The following is a 21,787-nucleotide window of genomic DNA, read 5'->3' on the forward strand; positions in this document are numbered from 1 at the left end:
GTGCTCACAACATTGGCGCCGTGCAGTTTAGCTTGCAAGGTCTTCCCCGGCCCGAAGCGGTGCGCATCATGTCAAAAGCACCCGGCCGGGGGGCGGCCAGGTGCTGCCCGGCCGGCTGCGCCGCTGTTCCGGGCGGGGCGAATTCAATCAAAGGCGACATGTCTTAGCATTTTTGCATTGACGCCTGGACGCGCCTTTTGCATCAAATTGACGAAAGGATGGAGTCGCCGTGTCTGGATACGCTGCAAAAGACCTTCTGGGTTTCTTGGACTACGCCTTGGATAAGGGTTTGGGGAAGAAAGAAACGCTGAAAACCAGAATAGTTTCTGTTGGTCGAATCGTTGATGTAGTTGGAGTAGACGAATTCGCCGATGTGAGAGAAGTCGATACTGATCACATCATGGAGCGGTTTGTAAATCTTGAAGGTACCAAACTTAGCCCAGGAAGCCTTGCATCCTACAAATCTCGATTGAACTCAACGATCTCAGACTTTCTTCGTTGGAAAGAAAACCCATCAAACTATCGACCGAAAGGACAGCGGGCAAGCCGACCGAAGGTCGGCGGAAGTGAGTGGCCAGAAGAACGCGTCCAAAATGCAAATCCAGATTTGGAACGTAGCCATAAAGCCCATAATGATGTTGAGTCTACCGGAACAGGAGATGTATCCACATTTCCTATTCCGCTAAGGCAGGGTTTGATTGTGAAGCTGGTTGGGTTGCCTCATGACCTGACTCAGCATGAGGCTCAGCGAATAGCCAATATTGTAAAGGCGATGGCGATCTTAGAGGAATAGGCACTCCCTTCCAAAAGGAGTTGGCCTTCCGGGCTTAGCCCGGGCACGCGGCGCTGCTGGAACCGGAGTCCAAACCCGGATTTCCAGCAGCCCACTTATTCAATGTAGTAATGCATGAGATTAAAATCTAGTAGCAAGCCGTAGGGTGAATAGTCTGTCTACCATACCCCCCGGTCAATGGTGAACTGATTGTCTCTTTTCATTCTCCCCGCTCCTCCATCTTCGCCTTGATCCGCCTCACCTTCGCCCCTTGGTCAGGTTTGCCGGGATGCGCCGTTTATAGACTACCTGCACTTTTCGATTAGGCCACCATCCGCTCCTGAATGGCGGAACGCTCGGGGCCATACCCAGCCTCCCCGCCGGATCCGACCTAAAAGTGTTAACGGCCGTGGGCCTCGTCGGGCGGCAGCCGGGCGGTGTACGGATGTCAGCCGGAGATCACCCCCCGATTTCGGGGTGTTGCGTGCAAACGTGAACGCGCCGCACGCGGGCCGGGCGGGCCCCGACCCACCCGGCGCTTCCGCCGCGTTCAGAAGGTCTTGGACACGGTGAACTTGATCGTCCGCCCCGGGGCCTTGCGGGTCGCAAGGTGCGGCGTGTAGTCGAGATCAAAGAGGTTCTCGACCCCCACCCGCAGCTCGGTCCCCCGGAACAATCCACCCTGCGGACGATACGTCCCCCGCAGGTTATGCACCACGTTCGAAGGCGTCGGCGTGGCCGCCCGCTTCATCCGGTCATTGGCCACGACCTCCCAGCTAAGGTCGAGATTTTCCTGCCATTTCTTGCCCACGGTCAGGCGCAATTGATCCGCCGGAATCCCGCGCCAATCCCCGCCCGGCGCGGGGGCGGTTTCTCGTCCGCGCTGGATATTGGCGTTGAGGTCCATGTAGAGCCCCGAGGACAGGCTGTAGGCCGTCTCAAGCTCAAGCCCCTCCATCTCGATATCCGTGACCGGCACCATCGTCGGCGTGGTGTAGGAGGTGACATCCCACACCTTGGTCTTGTAGGCCGTCACCTTGAACGAAAGGTCATCGCCAGGCGTGAACACGTCCAGCCGGTCATAGGAAAAGCCCAGCTCGACCGTGCTCGCCTTCTCACTCTGTGTCATGTAGGCAGGGGTATCGAGATCATCTATGATCGGCAGGTTCTCGGTATAGGCCAGCGAGCCGAAAACCGCGAATCCGTTGCCGATCCTGTAGTGCGCCGAGATCCCGCCCATCAGCGCGTCATTGGAATAGGACGCGGTGTCGTCTCCAATGTTCTGGGCTTCGTAGCGCAACACCGGGGTCAGGATCAGGCGCTCGCCGATGCTCATGTCATCGACAACGAACAGCGCGATCCGCTCATCGGTACCACCGGGCGCAGAAGATGCATCACGGCGTTTCTTGTGCTTGAATTCCACCCCGGTGCGCAGGTCGTGGAACACCGCGCCGGTCTCGAAACGGGCCGTGTTCTTGAAGGTCAGCTTGGTCGTCTCGTAACGGTGATCGGCATCTACCAGCGGTAAAAGGCGCGGAAATGTAGGCATGCCTTCGAGCGGTGAACTGCCCGGAACATAGCTCTGGTCGATCTTCTGGTCGGCATAGGACAGCGTCACGTCTAGGTCGATCAGGTCATTGCCTACCGGGTTGTAGTTATAGCCCAGCGTCGCCGTGCGCTGACTTGTCTGCCGGTCGACATTCCCGAAACTTCCGCCCGAGGTCATGAACGAGTCATAGGGCACGTCCTTGTCATCCGACGCGGTTTCGGCAATCGAGAAGCTGAGCGAATGATCGCCGTCGCCAAAGGTCTTCTTCGCCTTCAACTGCCAACTGGGCAAAGTGAAGCCCGAATTGCCAATTTCCGCACTCGAACCGTCAACCTGTTCGTCCTGCGTCGAATAGGTGAAATTGCCCAGAACCTCGAAATCATCCGTCGGTTGCCATGCCATGATCGTCGAACTGGTGATCCCGTCGCCATTGGTCGAGGCTTGCAATGTCTGGCGCAACTTGAACCCCGGAACGCCGCCGGTGAAATCCGACGCATCCTTGGTTTCGAGCCGGACAAGCCCGCCGATCGCGCCCGAACCGTATTCCAGGGTGCCGGCCATGCCGCGAATCACCGTCACCTGCTTGTAAAGCGCGGGATCGGTATAAAGCTGGGTGCCGATGCGATAGAGTTCTTCGGCACCGACATCGGCATCATCAACCTGGATAAGCACCTTCTGGTCGCTGCCAAAGGTCGAGTTCGCCCCGAACCCCCGGATATTGATCCCCGAACCTTGCGGTGACTGCCCGTTGATCAGCGTCACGCCAGGGACCGAATCCGTCAGCTCCGCGATGGTGCTGGCCTGGCGATCCTCGATCTCTTCCTGATCGACATTGGTTTCAGGCCTGGCGGTGTCGGTCCTGACCTCGCGCTTGCTTTTGCCAAGGGTCACTTCGTCCAGTTCTGTCACATCATCCTGGGCCACGGCCGGCAAGGCCCAGATCGTCGCAGCGCCCAGCATAAGCGCTGCCCTCACGGTGCAGTTCACACGCATTCCTATCCCTTTCCAATCCTCACGACGGTTCGGGCTGGCACAGGGCTGGCTGCGTTCGTGGTGTTCGTTCACTCCGACAATGCGAGACTTGCACTCGCTATTTAAGTCGACTATTTTTGTCAACATTGAAGATCGAGTTTCGATCCCGGCGCACCAGCAAACGTGGCATTCCGGCCACCAGCCAGACGCACCCAAACATCGTGATGGAAAAGGAGAGCCGTCTTGGCTGAACCAACCGTGATTTCCGCGTCTGACATCAAAGCTGCGCGCATGGAAAATCCCAAAATGCGCGGCCGCGATCTGGCCGACAAGCTGGGCATTTCCGAGGCCGGTCTCGTGGCCGCCGCGCTGGGCGAAACCGCCACCCGAATCACCGCCCATCCCGACCGGGTCATGCCCGCGCTGACCCGGCTGGGCGAGGTCATGGCCCTGACCCGCAACGCAAGCTGCGTGATCGAAAAGGTGGGCCATTACGACAATTACACCCCGGGCGACCATGCCGCGATGATCGTGAACGAGGGCATAGACCTGCGCATCTTTCCCAACCACTGGGTGCATGGCTTTGCCATCGAACAGGAGACCGAGCGCGGCATGCGCCGCACGATCCAGGTTTTCGACGCCGCCGGCGATGCGTTGCACAAGGTGTTCCTGCGCGAGGGATCCAATGCCGACGCATGGGCCGGAGTGGTCGAGGAGTTGCGGCTTGACGATCAATCCGGCGCACCCGGATACGTGCCACGCAAACCGGTCGAGCCAGCCAAGGGGCGCCCGGATCAGGCCGAACGGCTACGCGCCGAATGGGACAAACTGACTGACACGCATCAATTCTTGATGATGACGCGACGGCTCAAGATGAACCGGCTGGGCGCCTACCGCGTGGCAGGGGCACCCTATGCAAGGCGGCTTACCCCCGGGGTGATCGAAACGCTTTTGACCAGGGCCGCCGAGGCCACCATCCCGATTATGGTCTTTGTCGGCAACGCGGGCTGCATCGAGATCCACTCCGGGCCGGTCGAGCGGATCGTCGAGACGGGGCAATGGATCAACGTGCTCGATCCCGGGTTCGATCTGCATTTGCGCCGCGATCACGTGGCCGAGGTCTATGCCGTGACCAAATCGACCCGAAGGGGCGAAGCCATCTCGGTCGAGGCATTCGACGCGGCGGGCGGTCTGATCGCACAATTCTTCGGCGTGCTGCGCGACAAGGACACGGCACAGGAATGGAATGCGCAGATCGCAGGTTTCGAGACATTGGACGCGGAGGTGACTGCATGACCCGGGTGCATCCGTTTTTCTGGGCACAGGTCGCCCTGTGTCTCGCCGTCTCGCTTTTCCTGATAGGCACCGCGCGGGCAGATGCACCACAGCGGATCGTGTCGGTGGGAGGTGCGATCACCGAGATCGTCTATGCACTCGGGGAAGAGGATAGGCTCGTGGCGCGGGACACCACGTCGAATCACCCCGAATCGGCGCTCGACCTGCCCGATGTGGGATATATCCGGCGGCTGTCGTCCGAGGGCGTCCTTTCGGTCGATCCCGACCTGATCCTCGCGCAGGAAGGCGCGGGACCACCCGAAGCCTTGGAGATATTGCACGAAGCGGCGATCCCGCTGGTCGAGATCCCCGAAGGCTTTACCGCATCGGCGGTCACGACCAAGATCACCACCGTGGCCGAGGCGCTGGGCGTGCCGGAAAAAGGGGCCGAACTCGCAGCGCGGATCAATGATGACCTCGATGCCGTTCAGACCGAAACCAGCAGCACCGCGGGCAAATCGGTGCTCTTCATCCTGTCGATGGAAGGAGGCCGAGTTCTGGCCGGGGGCCAGAACACCGCCGCCGATGCGATCATCGCGCTGGCAGGTGGCCAGAACGCAGTCACCGGGGTCGAGGGCTACAAGCCGCTGACCGACGAGGCGATCATCGAAAGCGGGGCCGAGATCATCCTGATGATGGATCAGACAGGCGATATGGACGTGACGGACAAGCAGCTTTTCACCCATCCTGCAATCGCGGCAACGCCGGCGGGCCAGGCAAGGGCGGTGATCCGCATGGACGGCATGGCGATGCTGGGCTTTTCGGTACGTACGGCCGAGGCCGCCACAGCACTGTCGCAGGCCCTGTCCCAAGTGGGTGGCTGACACCATGAGCCTTGCAATGCAGAACATCGAGTCCGCTGCCCCATTACCGGGCGATCGCAGCCGGCAGGCGCGTGCCCTGTCGGGCCTGTTGCTGGTGCTGCTGGGATTTGCGGCGCTTCTGAGCCTCGGCACGGGGGCGTCGGGCGTGTCTCTGGGGAATGCCGTGAAAAGCCTCGTGAGCGCGCAGGAACTTTCCCCCCGTGACCGGATCGTCCTGTTCGACATCCGCCTGCCGCGCATCGTGATGGGGATGCTCGTCGGGGCCGCGCTGGCGGTGTCCGGCGCGGTCATGCAGGGACTTTTCCGCAATCCGCTGGCCGATCCAGGCCTTGTAGGAGTCAGCGCCGGGGCCGGGCTGGGGGCGATCACCGCGATCGTGCTTGGCGGGTTTCTGCCGGCCTCTGCAGCGGCCCTGTTCGGCTATTACCTCGTGCCGGTTGCCGCATTCTTCGGTGGCTGGGCGACCACGCTGATCCTTTACCGGGTGTCCACACGGCGCGGGCGCACATCCGTGGCCACGATGCTTCTGGCAGGGATCGCGCTGGGGGCGTTGGCGGGCGCGGTGCAGGGTATCCTTGTCTATATAGCAGATGACGCCCAGTTGCGCACGTTGACCTTCTGGAGCATGGGGTCGGTGGCGGGAGCGACGTGGTCAAAGGTGCTGGCCGCGGCGCCCCTGATTTGCCTTGCGCTGGCCACCGCGCCTTTCCTCGCGCGCGGCCTGAACGCTCTGGCCCTGGGCGAGGCCGCGGCGGCACATATCGGGATTCCCGTGCAGAGGCTCAAGAACACCGCGATCCTGATGGTAGCCGGTGCGGTCGGGGCCGCCGTGGCTGTGAGCGGCGGCATCGGTTTCGTCGGGATCGTCGTACCGCATCTGCTGCGCCTGGTCGTGGGGCCGGATCACCGCTTCCTGCTGGTGAACTCGGCGCTTCTCGGGGCGGCACTGCTGCTCTGTGCCGATGTGATCAGCCGCACGATCATTGCCCCCGCCGAATTGCCCATCGGTATCGTCACGGCGGTGCTGGGTGGGCCGTTCTTCCTGTGGATCCTGCTGCGGCAACGCGGCCTTCTGGATACATGAACGATGCTGGACGCGAAAGAGATCACCGTCGACCATGGCCGCACGCGCATCCTGCATGCGGTCGATTTCACCGCCCGACCGGGGCGCGTGGTGGCGATTGTCGGTCCCAACGGGTCGGGCAAGACAACGCTCATGCGCGCGCTGACCGGAGAGGCGGATCACGGCGGGCAGGTCAGGCTCAACGGGCATGACATCGTGGCAGCCAAACCCTGGGATCTGGCCGCGATCCGGGGGGTTCTGCCACAGGCAACGCCCCTGGCCTTTCCTTTTACCGTGGTCGAGGTCGTACGCCTGGGCCTGAGCCGCGGCGTGGCCGCCGTCGATATCGGCCTGATTGGACAGGCGCTGGCGCGGGTCGGCCTTTCGGGCTTCGAGGGGCGCTTTTACCAGGAACTGTCGGGCGGCGAACAGCAGCGCGTGCAACTGGCCCGGGTTCTGGCGCAGGTTTGGCAGCCGGTCGAGAACGGCATGCCGCGCTGGCTGTTCCTGGACGAGCCGGTTTCGGCGCTCGATATCGGCCATCAGCTTCAGGTCATGCAGATCGCGCGCGACTACGCCGATGCCGGGGGTGGCGTGGTGGCCGTGATGCACGACCTCAACCTGACCGCGATTTTCGCCGACGAGGTCGCCCTGATCAGCCAGGGCCATCTCCTCGGCCAGTCCGCGCCCGCCGACATCTTGCGCGACGACCTGCTCAGCCGGGCCTATGGCTGCGCGGTCCGGGTCAACACGGCCCCTGCTTCGGGCACCTTCATCCTGCCCCATGCGGCGCGAATGGCGGCGCAATGACACTGTCTTAACGCATTTGTTGCGGCAAACCTTGCCAGGAAGGACATGAATGATGGACGTACTTGCACATTGGAGCGAGGCACAGGATTTCCTCGCGCGGGGCGGGCCTGCGATATGGTCGATTGCCGCGCTGTCAGTCCTGACGCTGGCGCTGATCCTGTGGAAGATCTGGCGGCTGATCCTGATGGGGGCTTGGGCCGGGCGGCGCACCGAATCGGCCATCAGGCTATGGGAGGATGGCTTTGCGCAGGATGCCTGCGTCGCGCTGTCACGCCGCCGTTCGCTGCGTGCGATCGTGGCGTATCGGGCGATGCAGACACGGATCGGCGAAGGTTTCAGCGACGCAACCGCGCGCGAAGAAATCCGGCGTGTCGCCAGCCGTGAACTGGACCGCGCCCGCGCCGGGCTGCGCGCGCTCGATCTCATCGCGACAATCGCGCCATTGCTGGGGCTGCTCGGCACGGTTCTGGGCATGATCACGGCCTTTCAGACACTGCAGGAGGCCGGGTCGCGCGCCGATCCCGCAGCGCTGGCCGGTGGCATCTGGGAGGCGCTTCTGACCACCGCAGCGGGCATGGCCGTCGCGATTCCGGCCGGTGTCGCATTGGCCTGGTTCGAAAGCGTGGCCGACCGCGCCCAGCGCGACATGGAGGACGCGGCGACCCGCATCCTGACGCGCGATCCCACCCGTCGTCACGCCCCTGCCATGGCCGCAGATGCAACCACCGTCACCGCCGCTGCCGAATGAGGCCGATCCATGTTGCTCGCCCCGCCACCCGTCCGACGTAAACCCAGCCTGACACCGATGATCGACGTGGTGTTCCTGCTGCTGGTGTTCTTCATGCTGGCTGCCCGGTTCGGTCAGGATGTCGAGATCGACCTGCCGCTCGCCGCCGCGTCCGACCAGCCCTACGAGGGGCCGCCGCGCCTTGTCGATATCCTTCCTGGCGGGCTACGGCTCAACGGGGTTGACACCGAGATGAACAACCTGCTGCCCAAGCTGGACACGATGATGCTCTCGCATAGCGATGCGATTGTCCTTCGCCCGCGCGACAAGGCCGACCTGCAACGCGTGGTCGAGGCGATCGAAGCGCTGACGAAGGCGGGGTATCAGAGTCTCGTTCTGGTGGAGTGACCCGCTATGATGCTTGACTTCCCACCCAAACGCCGCCCACGCGAAAGCGTCGTGCCGATGATCAACGTGGTTTTCCTGTTGCTCATCTTCTTCCTGATGACGGCCCAGATCGCACCCCCCGACCCGTTTGACCTCACCCTGCCGGAATCGGATGCCGAAGCCGCGGTCGAGGGGCGTCACGTGCTCTACGTTTCGGCCGATGGAGAGATGGCCATGGGGGACTCGAGGGGCGAAGCGGTGTTCGACGCGATGCCCGACCTACCCGAAGGCGAGGCCCTGATGATCCGCGCCGATCGCGGGGTCGAGGCCAGCCAGATCGCTGCCCTGCTGCCCCGGCTGGCCGCCCAAGGTGTGCGTCGCGTCAAACTCGTATCGGGGATGCGGTGACGATGCGAAGATACCTCGAAGGATCATTCTTTCTAGGGGTGGCGCTCGCGGTGCATGTCGCGATCTGGTCATCTACCCCGGAAACGGGAGGCGTCGGGGCAGGTGAGGGAGGCGACAATCTCTTGTCGGTTCAGGCATCGAATGCCAGCATCGAAGCACTGGTCGAAACATGGGATAGCCCGCCCGAGGCGACCATGGAGGCTCAAACCGCACTGTCCGAGCCGCGGGATGTCACGATGATGGCGCCCGAGATGCCAGCGACCCCCGACACCCGGGCAGCCCCTGCCGCCACTCAGCCGCCGAAGCCGCTGATCGTGCAACCCGATGCGCCTGCGCCACCCGAACCCGAGCCCAGCGCCGAGACACCACCCGAGACCGACACTGCCCCCCACGCGGATATCCGCCCCGTGGCACGCCCTGTGACGCCGCCACAGCCACAGGCCGAGCCCAAGCAAAACACTGAAAAAACAGCAAAAAAACAATCCTCCGCCTCTGCCGCCTCGACGGCGCGCAAGGCGCAGGGCACAGGTGGAAACGCGGCGCGGGGCGATTCCGGGCAGGCAGAGGTGGCCACGTTGTCCAATTCGCAGCGCCAGTCGCTCATGGCCCAATGGGGTGGGCAGATCCGGGCCCGCGTCGTCCGCCGCGCGCCGCGTGGGGCGGGTCAGGGGACGGCTATCGTGACAATCTCAGTGTCGGGGAACGGTGCCCTCCTGGCGGTCAATCTGGCCAAGTCCTCGGGCAATCCGCGTATCGACAGGCTGGCCGTTGCGGCGGTGCGCAATGCCGGGCAATTCCCGGCGGCCCCGGCAGAACTGGGGGTCGAATCCCATCGCTTCAACCTGCCGGTGAAATCGCGGTGAGCGAAAACCGGGCGACAGCACCGTATAGATTTTTACGCCAAAAATCAATGCCTTGCGCACAACATCCGGCCCGACCAGAGAATAGCGGACCGGGATGTCCTCATTCGACGGCGCGGATCAGCTTGCGTTCGAGAACCCGAAGAACCATGCGAAGATCATGACCGCGTTTAAGGATCTGGCCATCCATCCCGACAACGCAATACTGCCCCTGTCGGCTGCGCAATTTCGGCCTTTTTTCAATACGATAGAGCGGATGCTCGGCGGTGCGACGAAACACCGAAAACACCGCCGAATCGCGCAGGCAGGAGATGCCGTAGTCGCGCCATTCCCCCGCTGCGACCATGCGCCCGTAAAGCGAAAGGATCACGTTCAGTTCGCTGCGGTGGAATGTCACCTGCGAGGGGTGCGGCCCGGAAGTTGGCGAAGGATCCTGCACTGTCATGGGCACGAGTTTGCGCTTGATCCCAAGGTGAAATCAAGCCCGTTTCGCAATCGGCGCAGGTGCACCGTTCCGAAGAGTTAACCGCGGCCTGGGCCTCTCGAAACGGGGGGTGACTCCCGGCTGCGGCCCGGCTGCCGGGCGTGCACCGCCGCAGCGCAGCGAAACCCGGGCACAAATCGGTTAACGCGGCGCGCGCTGACACCTCTTGGCGGTGCCTCGCGATAGCCTTCTCCCGGCGGTTGAGGCTTCGTTAACCCCGGCTTGCTAGCACTGTGCCCGATCCCCGTGCCGGGCGGGGAGTCGCGAGAAGAATTCTCACGCCGGAAGGTCGGGACATGGGTGCCAGAACGGATATCGACTGTCGCTTGATCGGATCGCGCGCGCGGCTGGGCCTTGCCGTGGTCGCGGCGGTCTGGCTTTGGTCCGGTGCTGGCCATGCGATCGGGCAGACCATTTGTGAACGCGCGGGCGTGATCGCCGCGCGCGACCAGGGCGTTCCCGCCGCCGTCCTCAGGGCGATCACCCGCACAGAGACCGGCCGCGCACGGCAGGGGCCGCTCTCGTCATGGCCCTGGACCGCGAACGTGGCGGGCAAGGGGTACTGGTTCGACAGCCGCAGCGAGGCGCTGCGCTTCCTTCGCGATCAGGTCGCCCAGGGACAGCGGAATTTCGACGTGGGCTGTTTCCAGGTCAATTACCGCTGGCACCGCCACGGCTTTGCCTCGCTGGACACGATGATCGACCCGATTGTGAATGCCCGTTACGCGGCCCGTTTCCTGGGCGAATTGCACGCCGAGAAGGGAAACTGGACCGATGCGGCAGGGGCATATCATTCACGTACGCCGAAACACGCGCGCCGCTATCTCAAGATCTTCAAGGCGCACTATGCCGCCGTCACGTCCAGGGCCGAGGGGGCCGAGCGAACACCCGCCCCTACCGATCCCGCACCCGCACGCGACAACACCTATCCGCTGTTCGTTGCCACGGCGTCAGGCGCTCCGGCGCGGGGCGGGTCGCTCGTCGCGGCGAACATCACGGGCGGGGGACGGCCGTTCCTGTCGATGCCGGGCGTGGCCGGGCGGGGGGCGGCCGAATGATCCGCAATATCTTCCAGCCGACCGTTCTTCTTGCCATGTCGCTGATGGCGATCATCGTGATGATGATCCTGCCGATGCCGGCCTGGGTGCTCGATTCCGGTCTGGCGGTGTCTTTTGCGCTGGCAATTCTCGTGTTCACGATCACTCTCTTCATCCAGACGCCGCTGGAGTTCTCGTCCTTTCCGACGATCCTTCTGGCCTCGCTGATGCTGCGGCTGTCGCTCAATGTCTCGTCCACCAAGCTGATCATCGGCGAGGGTCATACCGGCACACGCGCGGCGGGTGACGTGATCGCGGGCTTTGCCGAGTTCGTGATGGGCGGCAACATGTTCTTGGGCCTCGTGGTGTTCGGGGTTCTGCTCATCGTGAATTTCATGGTCATTACCAAGGGCGCGGCACGCATGGCCGAGGTGGGCGCACGCTTTGCCCTCGACGGGATGCCGGGCAAGCAGCTGGCCATCGATTCCGACATGTCGGCGGGTGCGATCGACCATGCCGAGGCCAAGGCACGGCGCGAGAAAGAACAGCTTGAGACCACGTTCTTCGGCTCGCTCGACGGGGCGTCGAAATTCGTCAAGGGCGATGCCGTGGCGGGCCTTCTGATCACGATCCTCAATCTCGTGATGGGGCTGACCATGGGGGTCCTGGTGCATGGCATGGCGCTGGGCGACGCGTTCGAGGTCTATGCCATCCTGACCGTTGGAGACGGGCTGGTGTCGCAGATCCCGGCGGTGATCATCTCGATCGCCTCGGCATTGCTTCTTGCGCGGGGCGGCGCAACGGGGGCGACGGATTTCACCCTCTTCGCCCAGCTTGGCAATTACCCGCCGGCGCTGGTCGCGGTGGGGGGGCTGATGATGCTCTTCGCGCTTTTTCCGGGATTGCCTTTCGTGCCGTTCTTCGTGGGGGCCATGACATTGATCGGGATCGGCCTCATGCTGATGCGCCGCCGCGCCGCCGCGGCGGCCGCGCCCGAACCGGCGCCCGACGCCCGGCCGCATGAGAGCACGATCGGCGATCTGCTGGATCTCGACGACATTCATGTCGAGTTTGCCAGCGACCTGGTGAACATGGTTCTGGATCCGGGCAACGGGCTCGAGGCGCGGATCGCCAACATGCGCAATCACGTGGCCCGCAGCTTTGGCCTTGTGATCTCGGAGATCCGCCTGACCGATGCGCCGTCGCTTCCACCGGGCACCTACGTGATCAAGATCCACGGGGTCGAGCAGGTGCGCTCGGAATTGCATCCGGGCAGGATACTCGCGCTCGAACCCGAGGGCGCGGGCGGGTCCGACATCGCGGGCATCCGCGTGGAAGAACCGGTTTACGGCGCACCCGCAAGGTGGATCGAGCCGGAGAGCCAGGAAAAGGCGATCATGCTCGACATGACCACGGTCACCCCGGTCGAGGTTCTGGCGACGCATCTGCTCGAGACGATCAAGCGCAATCTCAGCCGCCTGTTGACGCTCAAGGCACTGCGACGGCTGCTGGACGAGATGGTCAATCTCTCCAGCCCGGCGCGCAACGAGGCCAACAAGCGCCTGCTGCAGGAGCTGGTGCCCGACAAGGTGCCGATGGACCTCTTGCAGGCGGTGCTGCGGCTGCTCCTTGACGAACAGGTGTCGATCCGCAACCTGCCGCTCATCCTCGAAGCGATTGCCGAAGGCCGCGTGCGTCATGGCCAGCCCGAGGCGATCTGCGAATTCGTCCGCCAGAAGCTCGGGTTTCAACTGGTTGCGGCGCTGCGCCGCGCGGATGGCAGCCTGCCGCTTGTCCAGCTTGCGCCCGAATGGGAGGATACATTCACGACCTACCAGATCGGCGAGGACGGCGACGCTGCCGACGTTGCCCTGCCGCCGGACGTGTTCAACCGGCTGACGCAGGCGGTCTCGAAAGCGGTGTCCGACGCGGCGGCGGGCGGAAGCTACCCGGCACTCATCACCACGGTGCGGCGGCGGCGATTCCTGCGCACCCTGCTCAAGGCGCGGTCGATCCCCAACCCGGTATTGTCCTTCGAGGAGGTCGGGGTCGAGGCACGCCCCGCGCTGGTCGGGATGGTCGAGGCATGAGTGCCGACCTCGCGCCGCTGGTCGAGGCGCTGGCGCAGCAGGGCCTGGCGCAGGGGGTGGTCTTTCTACGGGTCGGGCCGGTGGTGGCACTGATGCCCGGTTTCGGCGAAAGCGCGATCCCGATGCGGGTCAAGCTCGCGCTGGCGCTGGCAATGACGCTGATCGTGGGGCCGGCCGCACCGGCCGCCTGGCCCGAAGATCGCGCGGCAATCGCATCGGTCCTTCTTGCCGAGACGGTGAACGGGCTTGCCCTCGGGATCGGGCTGCGCAGCTTTGTCTTCGCGCTCCAGATCGCGGGCACGATCGCAGCGCAGGCGACCTCGCTGTCGCAGATCCTCGGCACTGCCGGGGTCGAGCCGATGCCCGCGATGGGCCAGACGCTGACCATGGCGGGGCTGTGCCTGACGGTGATGGCGGGGCTCCATGTCGAGGTGGCAGTCTACCTGGTCGGCTCGTATGACTACCTGCCCTTCGCGCGATATCCGGCGGGCAGTGACCTGCTCGACTGGGGAAGCACGTTGCTGGCGCGAGCCTTCTCGCTCGCCTTCACCCTTGGCGCGGTGTTCCTGATCATCTCGACACTCTACAATCTCACGCTGGGCGTCATCAACCGGGCCATGCCGCAACTGATGGTCGCCTTTGTCGGTGCCCCGGCGATCACGCTGGCCGGGGTTGCGCTCCTCTATCTCTTCGCCGCCACGGCGATCACGGTCTGGCATGACGCGCTGCGCGGCTTTCTCTCCGCGCCGTTCGGAGGCTGAGCGATGAGCGGCGAGGACGACGGCGCCACGAAACGCCATGAACCGACGCAGAAAAAACTCGACGACGCGCGCCGCAAGGGCGAGGTCCCCAAATCGCTCGACCTGGCGGCGGCGGCAGGATATGTCGGCCTGCTGCTCTGCTTCTGGGCGCTGGGTGAACCGGCGGTGCTGCAGGTGGGTGCAAGCCTTCAGAGCCTCATCGCGAATGCCGGCCCGCTGAGCCGCCCCGGCGCCGGGCCGCAAGCGGCCTGGGCGATGAAGACCGCGATTGCCAACAGCATCGCCCCTCTCGCCGCGTGGTTCCTGATCCCGGGTCTTCTCGTCGTGCTAAGCCTGTTTGCACAGCGCGGCCTCACCTTCAGCCCGGAGAAGGTCCGGTTCAAGCTCTCGCGCGTCTCGCCGATCCAGAACGCGAAAAACAAGTACGGGCTGAGCGGTTTGTTCGAATTCACCAAGAGCCTTGTCAAGCTTGTGATCTATTCGACCATCCTGGGCCTCTTTCTGAGCGCCAATCTCGACCGGATCGGCACCACGCTTATGACAGGGCCGGGACCTGCGACGCTCCTGCTGGCGCAGGTCATGATCGAGTTCCTGCTGATCATCGTGCTGATTGCGCTGGCCATCGGGTTCGTCGACCTCATGTGGCAGCGGGCGGATCACCTGCGCAAGAACCGGATGTCCGACAAGGATCTGCGCGACGAGAACAAGGAGACCGAGGGCGATCCGCACATGAAACAGGCGCGTCGGGAAAAGGGCCAGCAGATCGCGGCGAACCGGATGCTGAACGATGTGCCCGGGGCCGATGTGGTGATCGTGAACCCCACGCATTTCGCCGTCGCCCTGAAATGGGACCGCCAGCGCGGCAGCGCGCCGATCTGTGTCGCCAAGGGGCAGGACATTATCGCGAAACGCATCCGCGAAATGGCCATCGAAGCGGGCGTGCCGATCCGAAGCGATCCGCCCACGGCACGGGCCCTGCATGCAAGCACCGAGATCGGGCAGGAAATCGCGGTCGAGCATTACCGCGCGGTTGCCGCCGCCATTCGCTTTGCCGACGGGTTGCGGCGCCGGACAGGGGAGGAGATAAGACCATGAGCGGCGAAGAACGGCTGGCCCGGCTGACCGACATGGCCTATCGGTCCGAGCTGGCAAGGATCGAGGCGCTGGCCGCGACCGAGCGCCGGCTCAAACGCTATCTCGAGGAATTGAACGATCTCGGCGCGGTATCCGATCCGGATACCGCGCTGAACATGGGTCTGTCGAGCTTTGATCGTGGCTGGCAACGCTGGAAGGCGATGAAGCGGGCCGAAACCAACCTGCGCCTGGCCGAGATCCGCGCCCGCAAGGCACAGGCCGCCGCAGCCCTGCACCGAGCACTTGCGCGAAACGATGTGGCGCAAGGGCTGCGCGATCACGCGCGCCGGGTAAAGGCCCGCGAGGCGACATTGAAACAGATGGAAACACTCCAGGATCAGGCGCTTCTGGCGGCGTTGTCGATGCGGCGGTGAACTCCGGCCCGGTTGGCCGTCATGGCTTTCGGAAAAGGGTCATGGACTCTCGGCTCAGTTGTCCTGGCGCACGATGTCGACGATCAGGATGTCCGTGATCAGGTCACCAAGCGCATTTCGCGCAGCTTCGCGCAGGCTGTTGCGCAGGTTGCCAAGATTGCCGGCACTGGTGAAGGCCCCCCGAAAGCCGCCCCTGTTGGCGTGGGCGAAGAGCTCTTGCAGGAAGACATCGCGCACCTTGGGCTCCATCATGTAGAGCCTTTCCCGCTGTCCTGACGGAATCTCGACCCCGAGGGTCAGGACAACCAGCGACGTGACCCTTTCCCCCTCGACCAGCGGCACGATGAACTGGTTGTTGAGCTTGATGTAATCCTGCTCCGGCCCGGCGCCATCCTCATGGCCGACCTTCCGCTCAGGCGGCGCGTCGGCTGTGTCCTCCGCCGGAGGGTCGGTCGGCGGAACCGGGCGCATGTAGAGGCCGCCGCCGATGCCGGCACCCGTCCCGATCATGAGCAGGAGGAGAGGAATGAGGGTCTTGAGCATGTCGGAGCCTCGCAACCCTAGAATGGCAGGACGATATCGAGCATTTGCTGCCCGTATCGAGGTTGTTGCATGTCGGAGATCTGTCCCCGGCCCCCATAGGACACGCGCGCCGAGGCAATCTTGTCATAGGTGATCTCGTTGCGGCGCGAAATGTCTTCGGGGCGCACGAAACCCGAGACCAGAAGCTCGCGCAATTCGTAGTTCACGCGCACCTCCTGGCTTCCGGATATGGCCAGCACACCGTTGGGCAGGATCTCGGTCACCGTGGCGGCGACCCGCAGGGTGAGCTTTTCGTTGCGCCGCACCGAACCGTCGCCATCCGAGCGCGAGGCCGAATCTATCGCAACAGCACTGTCCATCGCGGCACCCTCGGGCAGTTTCCGGTCGGCGCGTTGGGGCAGGCCGAACAGCCCCGGCAAGGACAGGCTTTCCGAACCGCTGCGCGCGCGTGAACTCTTGTTGGACATCTCGGCCTTCTCGTCGATCTCGATCACGACGGTGAGGATATCGCCCCGCTTGGCCGCGCGGCGGTCACCGAGAAGCGACCGCTGCCCGGAGCGCCAGAGCGAGGATTCGGTGGTCGCGGTGGCGCGCGCGCCATGCGTCGGCAAGCCGGGAAAGAGCATCGCGACATGCTCGGGGTTGCCAAGCTCCCTGGTTTCGGAAAAGTCCGGCGCCTTGCCGAGATGGTCGCCCCGGCCACAGCCCGCCAGCGCAAGGATCAGAGCGACGGCGGCTTTGGACGCGCGGCGTGGGATCTGGTCTGTCATCGGCATCCTCACTGAACCAGGACCGTGCCATCGGGGCGCACCACCCCCATGACGATGTTACGCGACGAAGTGTTCATCACCTTGATCACTTCGCCCTTGCCCGCCCGGTCGAGCGCCCTGCCCTCGGCCCTGATTTCCAGCTCTCCGCGCGCGAAGACGAGCAGGACCAGTTGGTTGCGTTCGATCGTTGCCGGGGGACCGACATCCTGCGGCCGGATCGGGCGGCCCGCGTAGAGCGCGACACGCGCTTCGAGGCCAATGAGTTCATCGACTGAATCGAACCCTTCGACACCCGGCAGGGGGCGCAGCGCGAGATCGCCCTGCCCGATCACGGATTGCGGACGGATCGTGTGGACCGGCACCACGACATCGGCCAGCGCAGGCATGGCGAGCAGGGCCCAGCTCAGGGCGATCGCGCAGCGCATCACCGCACCTGTGTCGTCGCGCCGAGCATCTGGTCGGCGGCCGATATGATCTTGGCATTCATTTCATAGCCGCGCTGGGCCTCGATCAGTTCGGTGATCTCGAGCACGGGATCGACCGAGCTATCCTCGAGATAGCCTTGTCGCAGCGTGCCCAGCCCGTCCTGACCGGGGGTCGAGACGACCGGCGGACCCGAGGCTTCGGTCTCGGTAAAGAGGTTCGAGCCGCGCGCCTCGAGCCCCTTTGGATTCGTGAACCCGACGAGGCCGATCTGGCCCAGAAGCTGCGCTTCTGCGGCATCGTCGAAATAGGCATAGACCTCGCCCTCGGCATTGATCGCGATCGATCGTGCCTCCTGTGGAATGGTGATTTCGGGCGCGACGGGAAAGCCGTCGGAGGTCACGATCAGCCCGTCACCTGAGCGTTTGAGCCCCCCATCGCGGGTATAGGCGGCCTGCCCCGAGGGCAACGTCACCTCGAGAAACCCGGGCCCGTCCATGGCCAGATCGAGATCACCGCCCGTGGCCGAAAGCGACCCCTGCGCGAGATGGAGGGAAACGGCGGTGGGGCGCACCCCGAGGCCAAGCTGCACACCGGTGGGCAGCACCGTGCCGTCGGATGCGTTGATCGTGCCGGGCCGCGCCATCTGCTGGTAATGCAGGTCGGCAAACTCGGCCCGGCGGGCGTTGTAGCCGGTCGTGGACATGTTCGCGAGGTTGTTCGAGATGGTCTCGACCCGCATCTGCTGGGCGGCCATGCCGGTGGCCGCGATTGTCAGTGCCCGCATGTCATCATCCTTCACTTGATCAGGGTTTTCATCGCCTCGCGGAGGCGTTCGTTTTCGGTATCGAGAAAGCTCTGCCCAAGCTCATAGGCGCGCTGCACCTCGATCATGCGGGCGACCTGCCCGATCGGGTCGACGTTGGAGTTCTCGAGGAACCCCTGCACGATGCGCCCCGTCTCGGACGGCTCGACCCCCGCTTCGGACCGGAACAGCACCCCACCCTCACGGATCATCGCGTTGGGATCGACCGGAAGGTAGAGGCCGACCTGAGCCAGCGGACGCCCGTCCGCGCTCATCGTGCCATCGGCGGCGACCGAGAGGTCGGTGGCGTCGGGCGGCACGAAGATCGGGGCACCGCCCGCATCGAGAACCCGCATCCCGTCGGGATTGACCAGCTCGCCCTCGGCATTCGTCGTGAAGGCACCCGCCCGGGTCAGGCGTTCGCCCTGCGGGGTGTCGAGCATGAAGAACCCCTCGCCCTCGATCGCGAGATCGAGCCGCCCGCCGGTCTCGCCCAGCGCGCCCTGCAGCATCGAGGTGTCATGCGCGGTCGCCCCCGACATCGACAGCGCGGGCTGCCCGTCGAGCGCCGCGACATGCTCGGAAAAGATCAGCCCCTCCTGCCGGTAGCCGGTGGTGGCGGCGTTGGCGACGTTGTTGGCCACGATCTGCATTTCGCGCATCAGCCCGGACTGGCGCGACAGGGTGACATATCCGGTTGTATCCATTTTCAGCCTCCGGCAATGAGCGGCACGATGGCCTGTTGAAAGAAATCGACCAGCGTTTGCGCCATGAACCCCATCGCGACCCAGAACACGCCGACGATGGCCGCCAGTTTCGGCACGAAGGTCAGGGTCATTTCCTGGATCGAGGTCAGCGCCTGAAAGAGGCCGACGACGACCCCGGCAAAAAGCGCAACAGCGAGGATCGGAAACGAGGTGATGACCGCCACCCAGAGCCCTTCGCGCAGCGTGTCGAAGAAGACGCCCTCATCCATCACGCGGCGGCCCTAGACCGGCATCCGCAGGATTTCCTGGTAAGCCTCGACGATCTTGTCGCGCACGGTCACGACGGTTTCGACCGCCATTTCGGTTTCGGCCAGCGCATGGACGAGCGCGTGCGGATCGGCGCCCGTGGTCATCGCCGCCTTGGCGAGATCCTCGCTTGCATGAAGGGTTTCGGTGAAATCGCGGACCGCGCCGCCAAGCGCGCCACCGGCATCATCGCGGCGCATCTGCGCGCCACCGGCCTGCCCCGGGTCGGGCTCCGTCGCGGGGCGAAGGCCGGCATAGCTTCTGGCGGCATTGAGGGCATTGATATCCATTCTGGATCTCCTTTTCTGGGGTTACCTGCGCAAGAGATCGAACAGGCTGCCCGACATTTGCCGGGCCTGGTCGAACAATTTGAGATTCGCCTCGTAACTGCGCTGAGCCTCGCGCGCGTCGGCGATCTCGATCACCAGATCGACATTCGATCCGGCATAATGGCCGGTGTCATCGGCCAGGGGGTGACCCGGGTCATAGACCTCTTCAGGCGCCCGCGGATCGAGTGCGACGCGCCCGGCCTCGACCCGGCCGACCCCGTCACGCCCAGCCGCGAACACCGTCTCGAACGGGATCGTCTTGCGCCGGTATCCTGGCGTGTCGGCATTGGCGATATTCTCGGATACGTGACGCAGGCGCTGGGCCTGCGCTCTGAGCCCGCTGCCCGAGACGTCGAGGGAGTTGGAAAATTCGCCCATCATCCGCCCCCTCAACCCTTGCCAAGGCTGGCGCGCAGCACGTTGAGGCCCGAGCGATAGATCGCGAGCGCGCGGTCATGCTGGCGCTTGACCTCGACCGCCCTGAGCGTCTCTTCCTCGATGGTGACGCCGTTGCCGTTGGGGTCGTTCTGCTGGCCGGTCTCGACGATCTCCGGGGCGGCAGGGCCGGTGACGCCGTGCAGGTGGCGCGGCCGCGTCGCGCGCGGGTCGAATCCGCCGGCCTGCGCCGCGAGCGTGTCGGCGAACGAGACGGTATCGCGGGCCTTGTATCCGGGGGTGTCGGCATTGGCGACATTCTGCGCCACGACGGCCTGTCGCGTTCCCGCATGCGTGGCCATCGCGTGCGCGAGTTGGAAATATTCGATCTTTGCAAGCATCGGGGCTTCTCCCTCGATTGGTTTCAATCAAGGCTTAACCCCGATTCCTTTAGAAACGGTTTTCAGATCATCAATGGAGAGTTCGCATGCCCGATTCCGGTCTGAACCGCATCACAGAGCAGATTCGCGACCTGCGCGCCGTGCACCTTGTGGGGCGCATCACTGCCGTGAATGGTGGATTGCTGCATATCGGCGGGATGCAGGACGCGGCGCGAATCGGTGATCGGGTGAGGGTGGCACGCCGTGGCGGCCCGCCCCTCGACGGGGAGGTTCTGCAATTGAGCGCGGAGCACGCGGTCATCCTGCCCGAAGCGGCACCCGATGGCGTGTCGCTCGGGGATCGGGCGATCCTCAAGGAGGCGGGGACGATATCGCCCGCGGATGATTGGATCGGGCGGGTGATCGACCCCTACGGCGCACCGCTTGACGGGCGGCCGCTTTTGCGGGGCGGCATGGCGCGTGCCCTGCGTGCGCCGCCCCCCGCCCCGGCGACGCGCCACGCGCTGGGTGCGCGGCTCGAAACCGGGATGGCGGTGTTCAACACCATGTTGCCGCTGGTCGAGGGGCAGCGGCTGGGCCTGTTCGCCGGGTCGGGCGTGGGCAAGACGACGCTGCTCGCGCATCTCGCGCGTCATGTCGAGGCCGATGTGATCGTGATCGCCATGATCGGTGAGCGCGGGCGCGAGCTGCGGGAGTTCGTCGATACCGTGCTCGGCGCCGAGGGGATGAAGCGCGCGGTGGTGGTGGCGGCCACGTCGGACCAATCACCGCTGACGCGGCGGCGCTGTGCCTGGACCGCGATGGCGGTGGCCGAGCATTTCCGCGACCAGGGCTGCAACGTGCTGTTCCTCGGCGATTCGATCACCCGGTTCGCCGAGGCGCATCGCGAGGTGGCGGTGGCCGCAGGGGAATTGCCATCGCTGCGCGGCTATCCACCCTCGACCGCGCACACGATCATGTCGCTTTGCGAGCGCGCGGGCCCCGGCACGGGCCATTCGGGCGCGATCACGGCGGTGTTCACGGTGCTGGTGGCCGGGTCGGACATGGAGGAGCCGATCGCCGACATCCTGCGCGGGGTGCTCGACGGGCATGTCGTGCTCGACCGCCAGATCGCCGAGCGCGGGCGCTATCCGGCAATCGACCTCTTGCGCTCGGTCTCGCGCAGCCTGCCCGACGCGGCCAGCGACGAGGAGAACAAGGTGATCGCCGAGGCGCGGCATCTTCTGGGCGTCTATGCCCGGTCAGAAATGATGATTCGCGCCGGGCTCTATACCGAGGGCAGCGACCCCGAGACCGACCGCGCGATCCGGGTCTGGCCACAGCTTGACGCCTTTCTTGCCGAGCGCGAAACCCAGGATATCGCGAACAGCTTCAACCGGTTGCGGCTCATGTTGCGGCGCGCGGCCAATGCGGCGGCTGGCGGTATGGCGCGACAGGCCCGCGCGGGCGCAAGCCCTGTCCGGCCCGCCGAGCGCGGCGCGGCGGTGGCAAGCGGCGAGGTCACCGCAGCATCGCTGCCGGGGGTGCCCGACACCAGATGA

25 protein-coding genes and 1 pseudogene are annotated in these 21,787 nt (G+C 64.5%); 15 read left to right on the forward strand and 11 right to left on the reverse strand.

The genetic code is table 11. The features are described 5' to 3' along the window. Positions 1–229 precede the first annotated feature (229 nt). Positions 230–793, forward strand: coding sequence for a hypothetical protein (locus tag ACESL9_RS01235; protein ID WP_372674409.1), 564 nt, complete (start codon positions 230–232; stop codon positions 791–793). Between the two features lie 529 nt (positions 794–1,322). Here ACESL9_RS01235 and ACESL9_RS01240 read toward each other — a convergent pair. Further along, positions 1,323–3,314 carry a TonB-dependent receptor domain-containing protein gene (locus tag ACESL9_RS01240; RefSeq protein WP_372674410.1) on the reverse strand — a complete coding sequence of 664 codons (1,992 nt, stop codon included), beginning with the start codon at positions 3,312–3,314 and terminating at the stop codon, positions 1,323–1,325. A gap of 222 nt (positions 3,315–3,536) precedes the next feature. On the opposite strand from ACESL9_RS01240, the gene ACESL9_RS01245 reads away from it, so the two are divergent. The 8 genes and pseudogenes from ACESL9_RS01245 (at position 3,537) to ACESL9_RS01280 (ending at position 9,710) form a co-directional block, all read left to right on the forward strand. Then, entirely contained in the window at positions 3,537–4,589 is a 1,053-nt protein-coding gene (locus ACESL9_RS01245) for a hemin-degrading factor (RefSeq protein ID WP_372674411.1), read from the forward strand. Next, positions 4,586–5,452, forward strand: coding sequence for a hemin ABC transporter substrate-binding protein (locus ACESL9_RS01250; RefSeq protein ID WP_372612808.1), 867 nt, complete (start codon positions 4,586–4,588; stop codon positions 5,450–5,452). Before ACESL9_RS01245 ends, ACESL9_RS01250 begins: the two co-directional genes overlap by 4 nt. 16 nt (positions 5,453–5,468) lie before the next feature. Next, a complete protein-coding gene (locus ACESL9_RS01255) occupies positions 5,469–6,536 on the forward strand; it encodes a FecCD family ABC transporter permease (protein ID WP_372612810.1) in 1,068 nt (355 codons plus the stop codon). Positions 6,537–6,539: 3 nt separating this feature from the next. Beyond that, positions 6,540–7,325: a heme ABC transporter ATP-binding protein gene (locus tag ACESL9_RS01260; protein ID WP_372674412.1), complete on the forward strand. Its 786-nt coding sequence runs from the start codon at positions 6,540–6,542 to the stop codon at positions 7,323–7,325. Between the two features lie 73 nt (positions 7,326–7,398). Beyond that, a pseudogene (locus ACESL9_RS01265) lies at positions 7,399–8,073 on the forward strand (MotA/TolQ/ExbB proton channel family protein); the annotation flags it as partial. Positions 8,074–8,082: 9 nt separating this feature from the next. Continuing rightward, positions 8,083–8,460 carry an ExbD/TolR family protein gene (locus ACESL9_RS01270; RefSeq protein ID WP_372612814.1) on the forward strand — a complete coding sequence of 126 codons (378 nt, stop codon included), beginning with the start codon at positions 8,083–8,085 and terminating at the stop codon, positions 8,458–8,460. 6 nt (positions 8,461–8,466) lie between these two features. After that, positions 8,467–8,847, forward strand: coding sequence for an ExbD/TolR family protein (locus ACESL9_RS01275; protein ID WP_372612816.1), 381 nt, complete (start codon positions 8,467–8,469; stop codon positions 8,845–8,847). A 2-nt stretch (positions 8,848–8,849) separates the two neighbouring features. After that, a complete protein-coding gene (locus ACESL9_RS01280; RefSeq protein WP_372674413.1) occupies positions 8,850–9,710 on the forward strand; it encodes an energy transducer TonB in 861 nt (286 codons plus the stop codon). 100 nt (positions 9,711–9,810) lie between these two features. On the opposite strand, the gene ACESL9_RS01285 is transcribed toward ACESL9_RS01280, so the two are convergent. Then, entirely contained in the window at positions 9,811–10,152 is a 342-nt protein-coding gene (locus ACESL9_RS01285) for a DUF2794 domain-containing protein (RefSeq protein ID WP_372612820.1), read from the reverse strand. A 335-nt stretch (positions 10,153–10,487) separates the two neighbouring features. Between ACESL9_RS01285 and ACESL9_RS01290 the strand changes: the two genes are divergently transcribed. From ACESL9_RS01290 to ACESL9_RS01310, 5 genes are read left to right on the forward strand one after another with little or no spacing between them, the layout of a single operon-like run. Then, entirely contained in the window at positions 10,488–11,249 is a 762-nt protein-coding gene (locus ACESL9_RS01290) for a lytic transglycosylase domain-containing protein (protein WP_372612822.1), read from the forward strand. Then, entirely contained in the window at positions 11,246–13,318 is a 2,073-nt protein-coding gene (gene flhA, locus ACESL9_RS01295; protein ID WP_372612824.1) for a flagellar biosynthesis protein FlhA, read from the forward strand. Before ACESL9_RS01290 ends, flhA begins: the two co-directional genes overlap by 4 nt. Further along, on the forward strand, positions 13,315–14,079 hold the full coding sequence (locus tag ACESL9_RS01300; RefSeq protein ID WP_372612826.1) for a flagellar biosynthetic protein FliR: 765 nt from the start codon (positions 13,315–13,317) through the stop codon (positions 14,077–14,079). The genes flhA and ACESL9_RS01300 overlap by 4 nt, the downstream gene beginning before the upstream one ends. A 3-nt stretch (positions 14,080–14,082) precedes the next feature. Beyond that, complete coding sequence (locus tag ACESL9_RS01305; RefSeq protein ID WP_372612828.1) at positions 14,083–15,174, forward strand: flagellar biosynthesis protein FlhB; 1,092 nt, start codon at positions 14,083–14,085, stop codon at positions 15,172–15,174. Further along, positions 15,171–15,587 carry a hypothetical protein gene (locus ACESL9_RS01310; protein ID WP_372612830.1) on the forward strand — a complete coding sequence of 139 codons (417 nt, stop codon included), beginning with the start codon at positions 15,171–15,173 and terminating at the stop codon, positions 15,585–15,587. The genes ACESL9_RS01305 and ACESL9_RS01310 overlap by 4 nt, the downstream gene beginning before the upstream one ends. Positions 15,588–15,641: 54 nt before the next feature. Here ACESL9_RS01310 and ACESL9_RS01315 read toward each other — a convergent pair whose 3' ends face one another. The 9 genes from ACESL9_RS01315 to ACESL9_RS01355 are packed head-to-tail and all read right to left on the reverse strand — an operon-like array spanning position 15,642 to position 20,246. Beyond that, positions 15,642–16,130, reverse strand: a complete 489-nt coding sequence (locus ACESL9_RS01315; RefSeq protein ID WP_372612832.1) for a flagellar basal body-associated protein FliL — start codon at positions 16,128–16,130, stop codon at positions 15,642–15,644. Positions 16,131–16,147: 17 nt separating this feature from the next. Continuing rightward, the gene (gene flgH, locus ACESL9_RS01320) at positions 16,148–16,900 is read right to left on the reverse strand and encodes a flagellar basal body L-ring protein FlgH (protein ID WP_372612834.1); all 753 of its coding nucleotides are present in this window, start codon (positions 16,898–16,900) and stop codon (positions 16,148–16,150) included. Between the two features lie 8 nt (positions 16,901–16,908). After that, a complete protein-coding gene (gene flgA, locus ACESL9_RS01325) occupies positions 16,909–17,325 on the reverse strand; it encodes a flagellar basal body P-ring formation chaperone FlgA (RefSeq protein ID WP_372612836.1) in 417 nt (138 codons plus the stop codon). Continuing rightward, positions 17,325–18,110 carry a flagellar basal-body rod protein FlgG gene (gene flgG, locus ACESL9_RS01330; RefSeq protein WP_372674414.1) on the reverse strand — a complete coding sequence of 262 codons (786 nt, stop codon included), beginning with the start codon at positions 18,108–18,110 and terminating at the stop codon, positions 17,325–17,327. The genes flgA and flgG overlap by 1 nt, the downstream gene beginning before the upstream one ends. Positions 18,111–18,121: 11 nt before the next feature. Further along, positions 18,122–18,835, reverse strand: coding sequence for a flagellar hook-basal body complex protein (locus ACESL9_RS01335; protein ID WP_372612840.1), 714 nt, complete (start codon positions 18,833–18,835; stop codon positions 18,122–18,124). A gap of 2 nt (positions 18,836–18,837) precedes the next feature. Further along, positions 18,838–19,107: a flagellar biosynthetic protein FliQ gene (locus tag ACESL9_RS01340; protein WP_372612841.1), complete on the reverse strand. Its 270-nt coding sequence runs from the start codon at positions 19,105–19,107 to the stop codon at positions 18,838–18,840. Between the two features lie 9 nt (positions 19,108–19,116). Further along, on the reverse strand, positions 19,117–19,431 hold the full coding sequence (gene fliE, locus ACESL9_RS01345) for a flagellar hook-basal body complex protein FliE (RefSeq protein WP_372612843.1): 315 nt from the start codon (positions 19,429–19,431) through the stop codon (positions 19,117–19,119). A gap of 21 nt (positions 19,432–19,452) precedes the next feature. Then, positions 19,453–19,848, reverse strand: a complete 396-nt coding sequence (gene flgC / locus ACESL9_RS01350) for a flagellar basal body rod protein FlgC (protein WP_372612845.1) — start codon at positions 19,846–19,848, stop codon at positions 19,453–19,455. An 11-nt stretch (positions 19,849–19,859) separates the two neighbouring features. Continuing rightward, the gene (locus ACESL9_RS01355) at positions 19,860–20,246 is read right to left on the reverse strand and encodes a FlgB family protein (protein ID WP_372612847.1); all 387 of its coding nucleotides are present in this window, start codon (positions 20,244–20,246) and stop codon (positions 19,860–19,862) included. Between the two features lie 86 nt (positions 20,247–20,332). Between ACESL9_RS01355 and ACESL9_RS01360 the strand changes: the two genes are divergently transcribed. Beyond that, complete coding sequence (locus tag ACESL9_RS01360; protein ID WP_372674416.1) at positions 20,333–21,787, forward strand: FliI/YscN family ATPase; 1,455 nt, start codon at positions 20,333–20,335, stop codon at positions 21,785–21,787.

Source organism: Aquicoccus sp., assembly GCF_041686535.1.
GTDB lineage: Bacteria > Pseudomonadota > Alphaproteobacteria > Rhodobacterales > Rhodobacteraceae > Aquicoccus.

Coding starts and splice junctions, on each gene's coding strand:
- flhA (WP_372612824.1), top strand. CDS start 11,246: ATGATCCGCAATATCTTCCAGCCGACCGTTCTTCTTGCCATGTCGCTG.
- ACESL9_RS01335 (WP_372612840.1), bottom strand. CDS start 18,835: ATGGATACAACCGGATATGTCACCCTGTCGCGCCAGTCCGGGCTGATG.
- ACESL9_RS01275 (WP_372612816.1), top strand. CDS start 8,467: ATGATGCTTGACTTCCCACCCAAACGCCGCCCACGCGAAAGCGTCGTG.
- flgA (WP_372612836.1), bottom strand. CDS start 17,325: ATGCGCTGCGCGATCGCCCTGAGCTGGGCCCTGCTCGCCATGCCTGCG.
- ACESL9_RS01360 (WP_372674416.1), top strand. CDS start 20,333: ATGCCCGATTCCGGTCTGAACCGCATCACAGAGCAGATTCGCGACCTG.
- ACESL9_RS01280 (WP_372674413.1), top strand. CDS start 8,850: ATGCGAAGATACCTCGAAGGATCATTCTTTCTAGGGGTGGCGCTCGCG.
- flgC (WP_372612845.1), bottom strand. CDS start 19,848: ATGGGCGAATTTTCCAACTCCCTCGACGTCTCGGGCAGCGGGCTCAGA.
- ACESL9_RS01305 (WP_372612828.1), top strand. CDS start 14,083: ATGAGCGGCGAGGACGACGGCGCCACGAAACGCCATGAACCGACGCAG.
- fliE (WP_372612843.1), bottom strand. CDS start 19,431: ATGGATATCAATGCCCTCAATGCCGCCAGAAGCTATGCCGGCCTTCGC.
- ACESL9_RS01300 (WP_372612826.1), top strand. CDS start 13,315: ATGAGTGCCGACCTCGCGCCGCTGGTCGAGGCGCTGGCGCAGCAGGGC.
- ACESL9_RS01260 (WP_372674412.1), top strand. CDS start 6,540: ATGCTGGACGCGAAAGAGATCACCGTCGACCATGGCCGCACGCGCATC.
- ACESL9_RS01285 (WP_372612820.1), bottom strand. CDS start 10,152: ATGACAGTGCAGGATCCTTCGCCAACTTCCGGGCCGCACCCCTCGCAG.
- ACESL9_RS01255 (WP_372612810.1), top strand. CDS start 5,469: ATGCAGAACATCGAGTCCGCTGCCCCATTACCGGGCGATCGCAGCCGG.
- ACESL9_RS01250 (WP_372612808.1), top strand. CDS start 4,586: ATGACCCGGGTGCATCCGTTTTTCTGGGCACAGGTCGCCCTGTGTCTC.
- ACESL9_RS01270 (WP_372612814.1), top strand. CDS start 8,083: ATGTTGCTCGCCCCGCCACCCGTCCGACGTAAACCCAGCCTGACACCG.
- ACESL9_RS01240 (WP_372674410.1), bottom strand. CDS start 3,314: ATGCGTGTGAACTGCACCGTGAGGGCAGCGCTTATGCTGGGCGCTGCG.
- ACESL9_RS01310 (WP_372612830.1), top strand. CDS start 15,171: ATGAGCGGCGAAGAACGGCTGGCCCGGCTGACCGACATGGCCTATCGG.
- flgG (WP_372674414.1), bottom strand. CDS start 18,110: ATGCGGGCACTGACAATCGCGGCCACCGGCATGGCCGCCCAGCAGATG.
- ACESL9_RS01355 (WP_372612847.1), bottom strand. CDS start 20,246: ATGCTTGCAAAGATCGAATATTTCCAACTCGCGCACGCGATGGCCACG.
- ACESL9_RS01315 (WP_372612832.1), bottom strand. CDS start 16,130: ATGCTCAAGACCCTCATTCCTCTCCTCCTGCTCATGATCGGGACGGGT.
- ACESL9_RS01290 (WP_372612822.1), top strand. CDS start 10,488: ATGGGTGCCAGAACGGATATCGACTGTCGCTTGATCGGATCGCGCGCG.
- flgH (WP_372612834.1), bottom strand. CDS start 16,900: ATGACAGACCAGATCCCACGCCGCGCGTCCAAAGCCGCCGTCGCTCTG.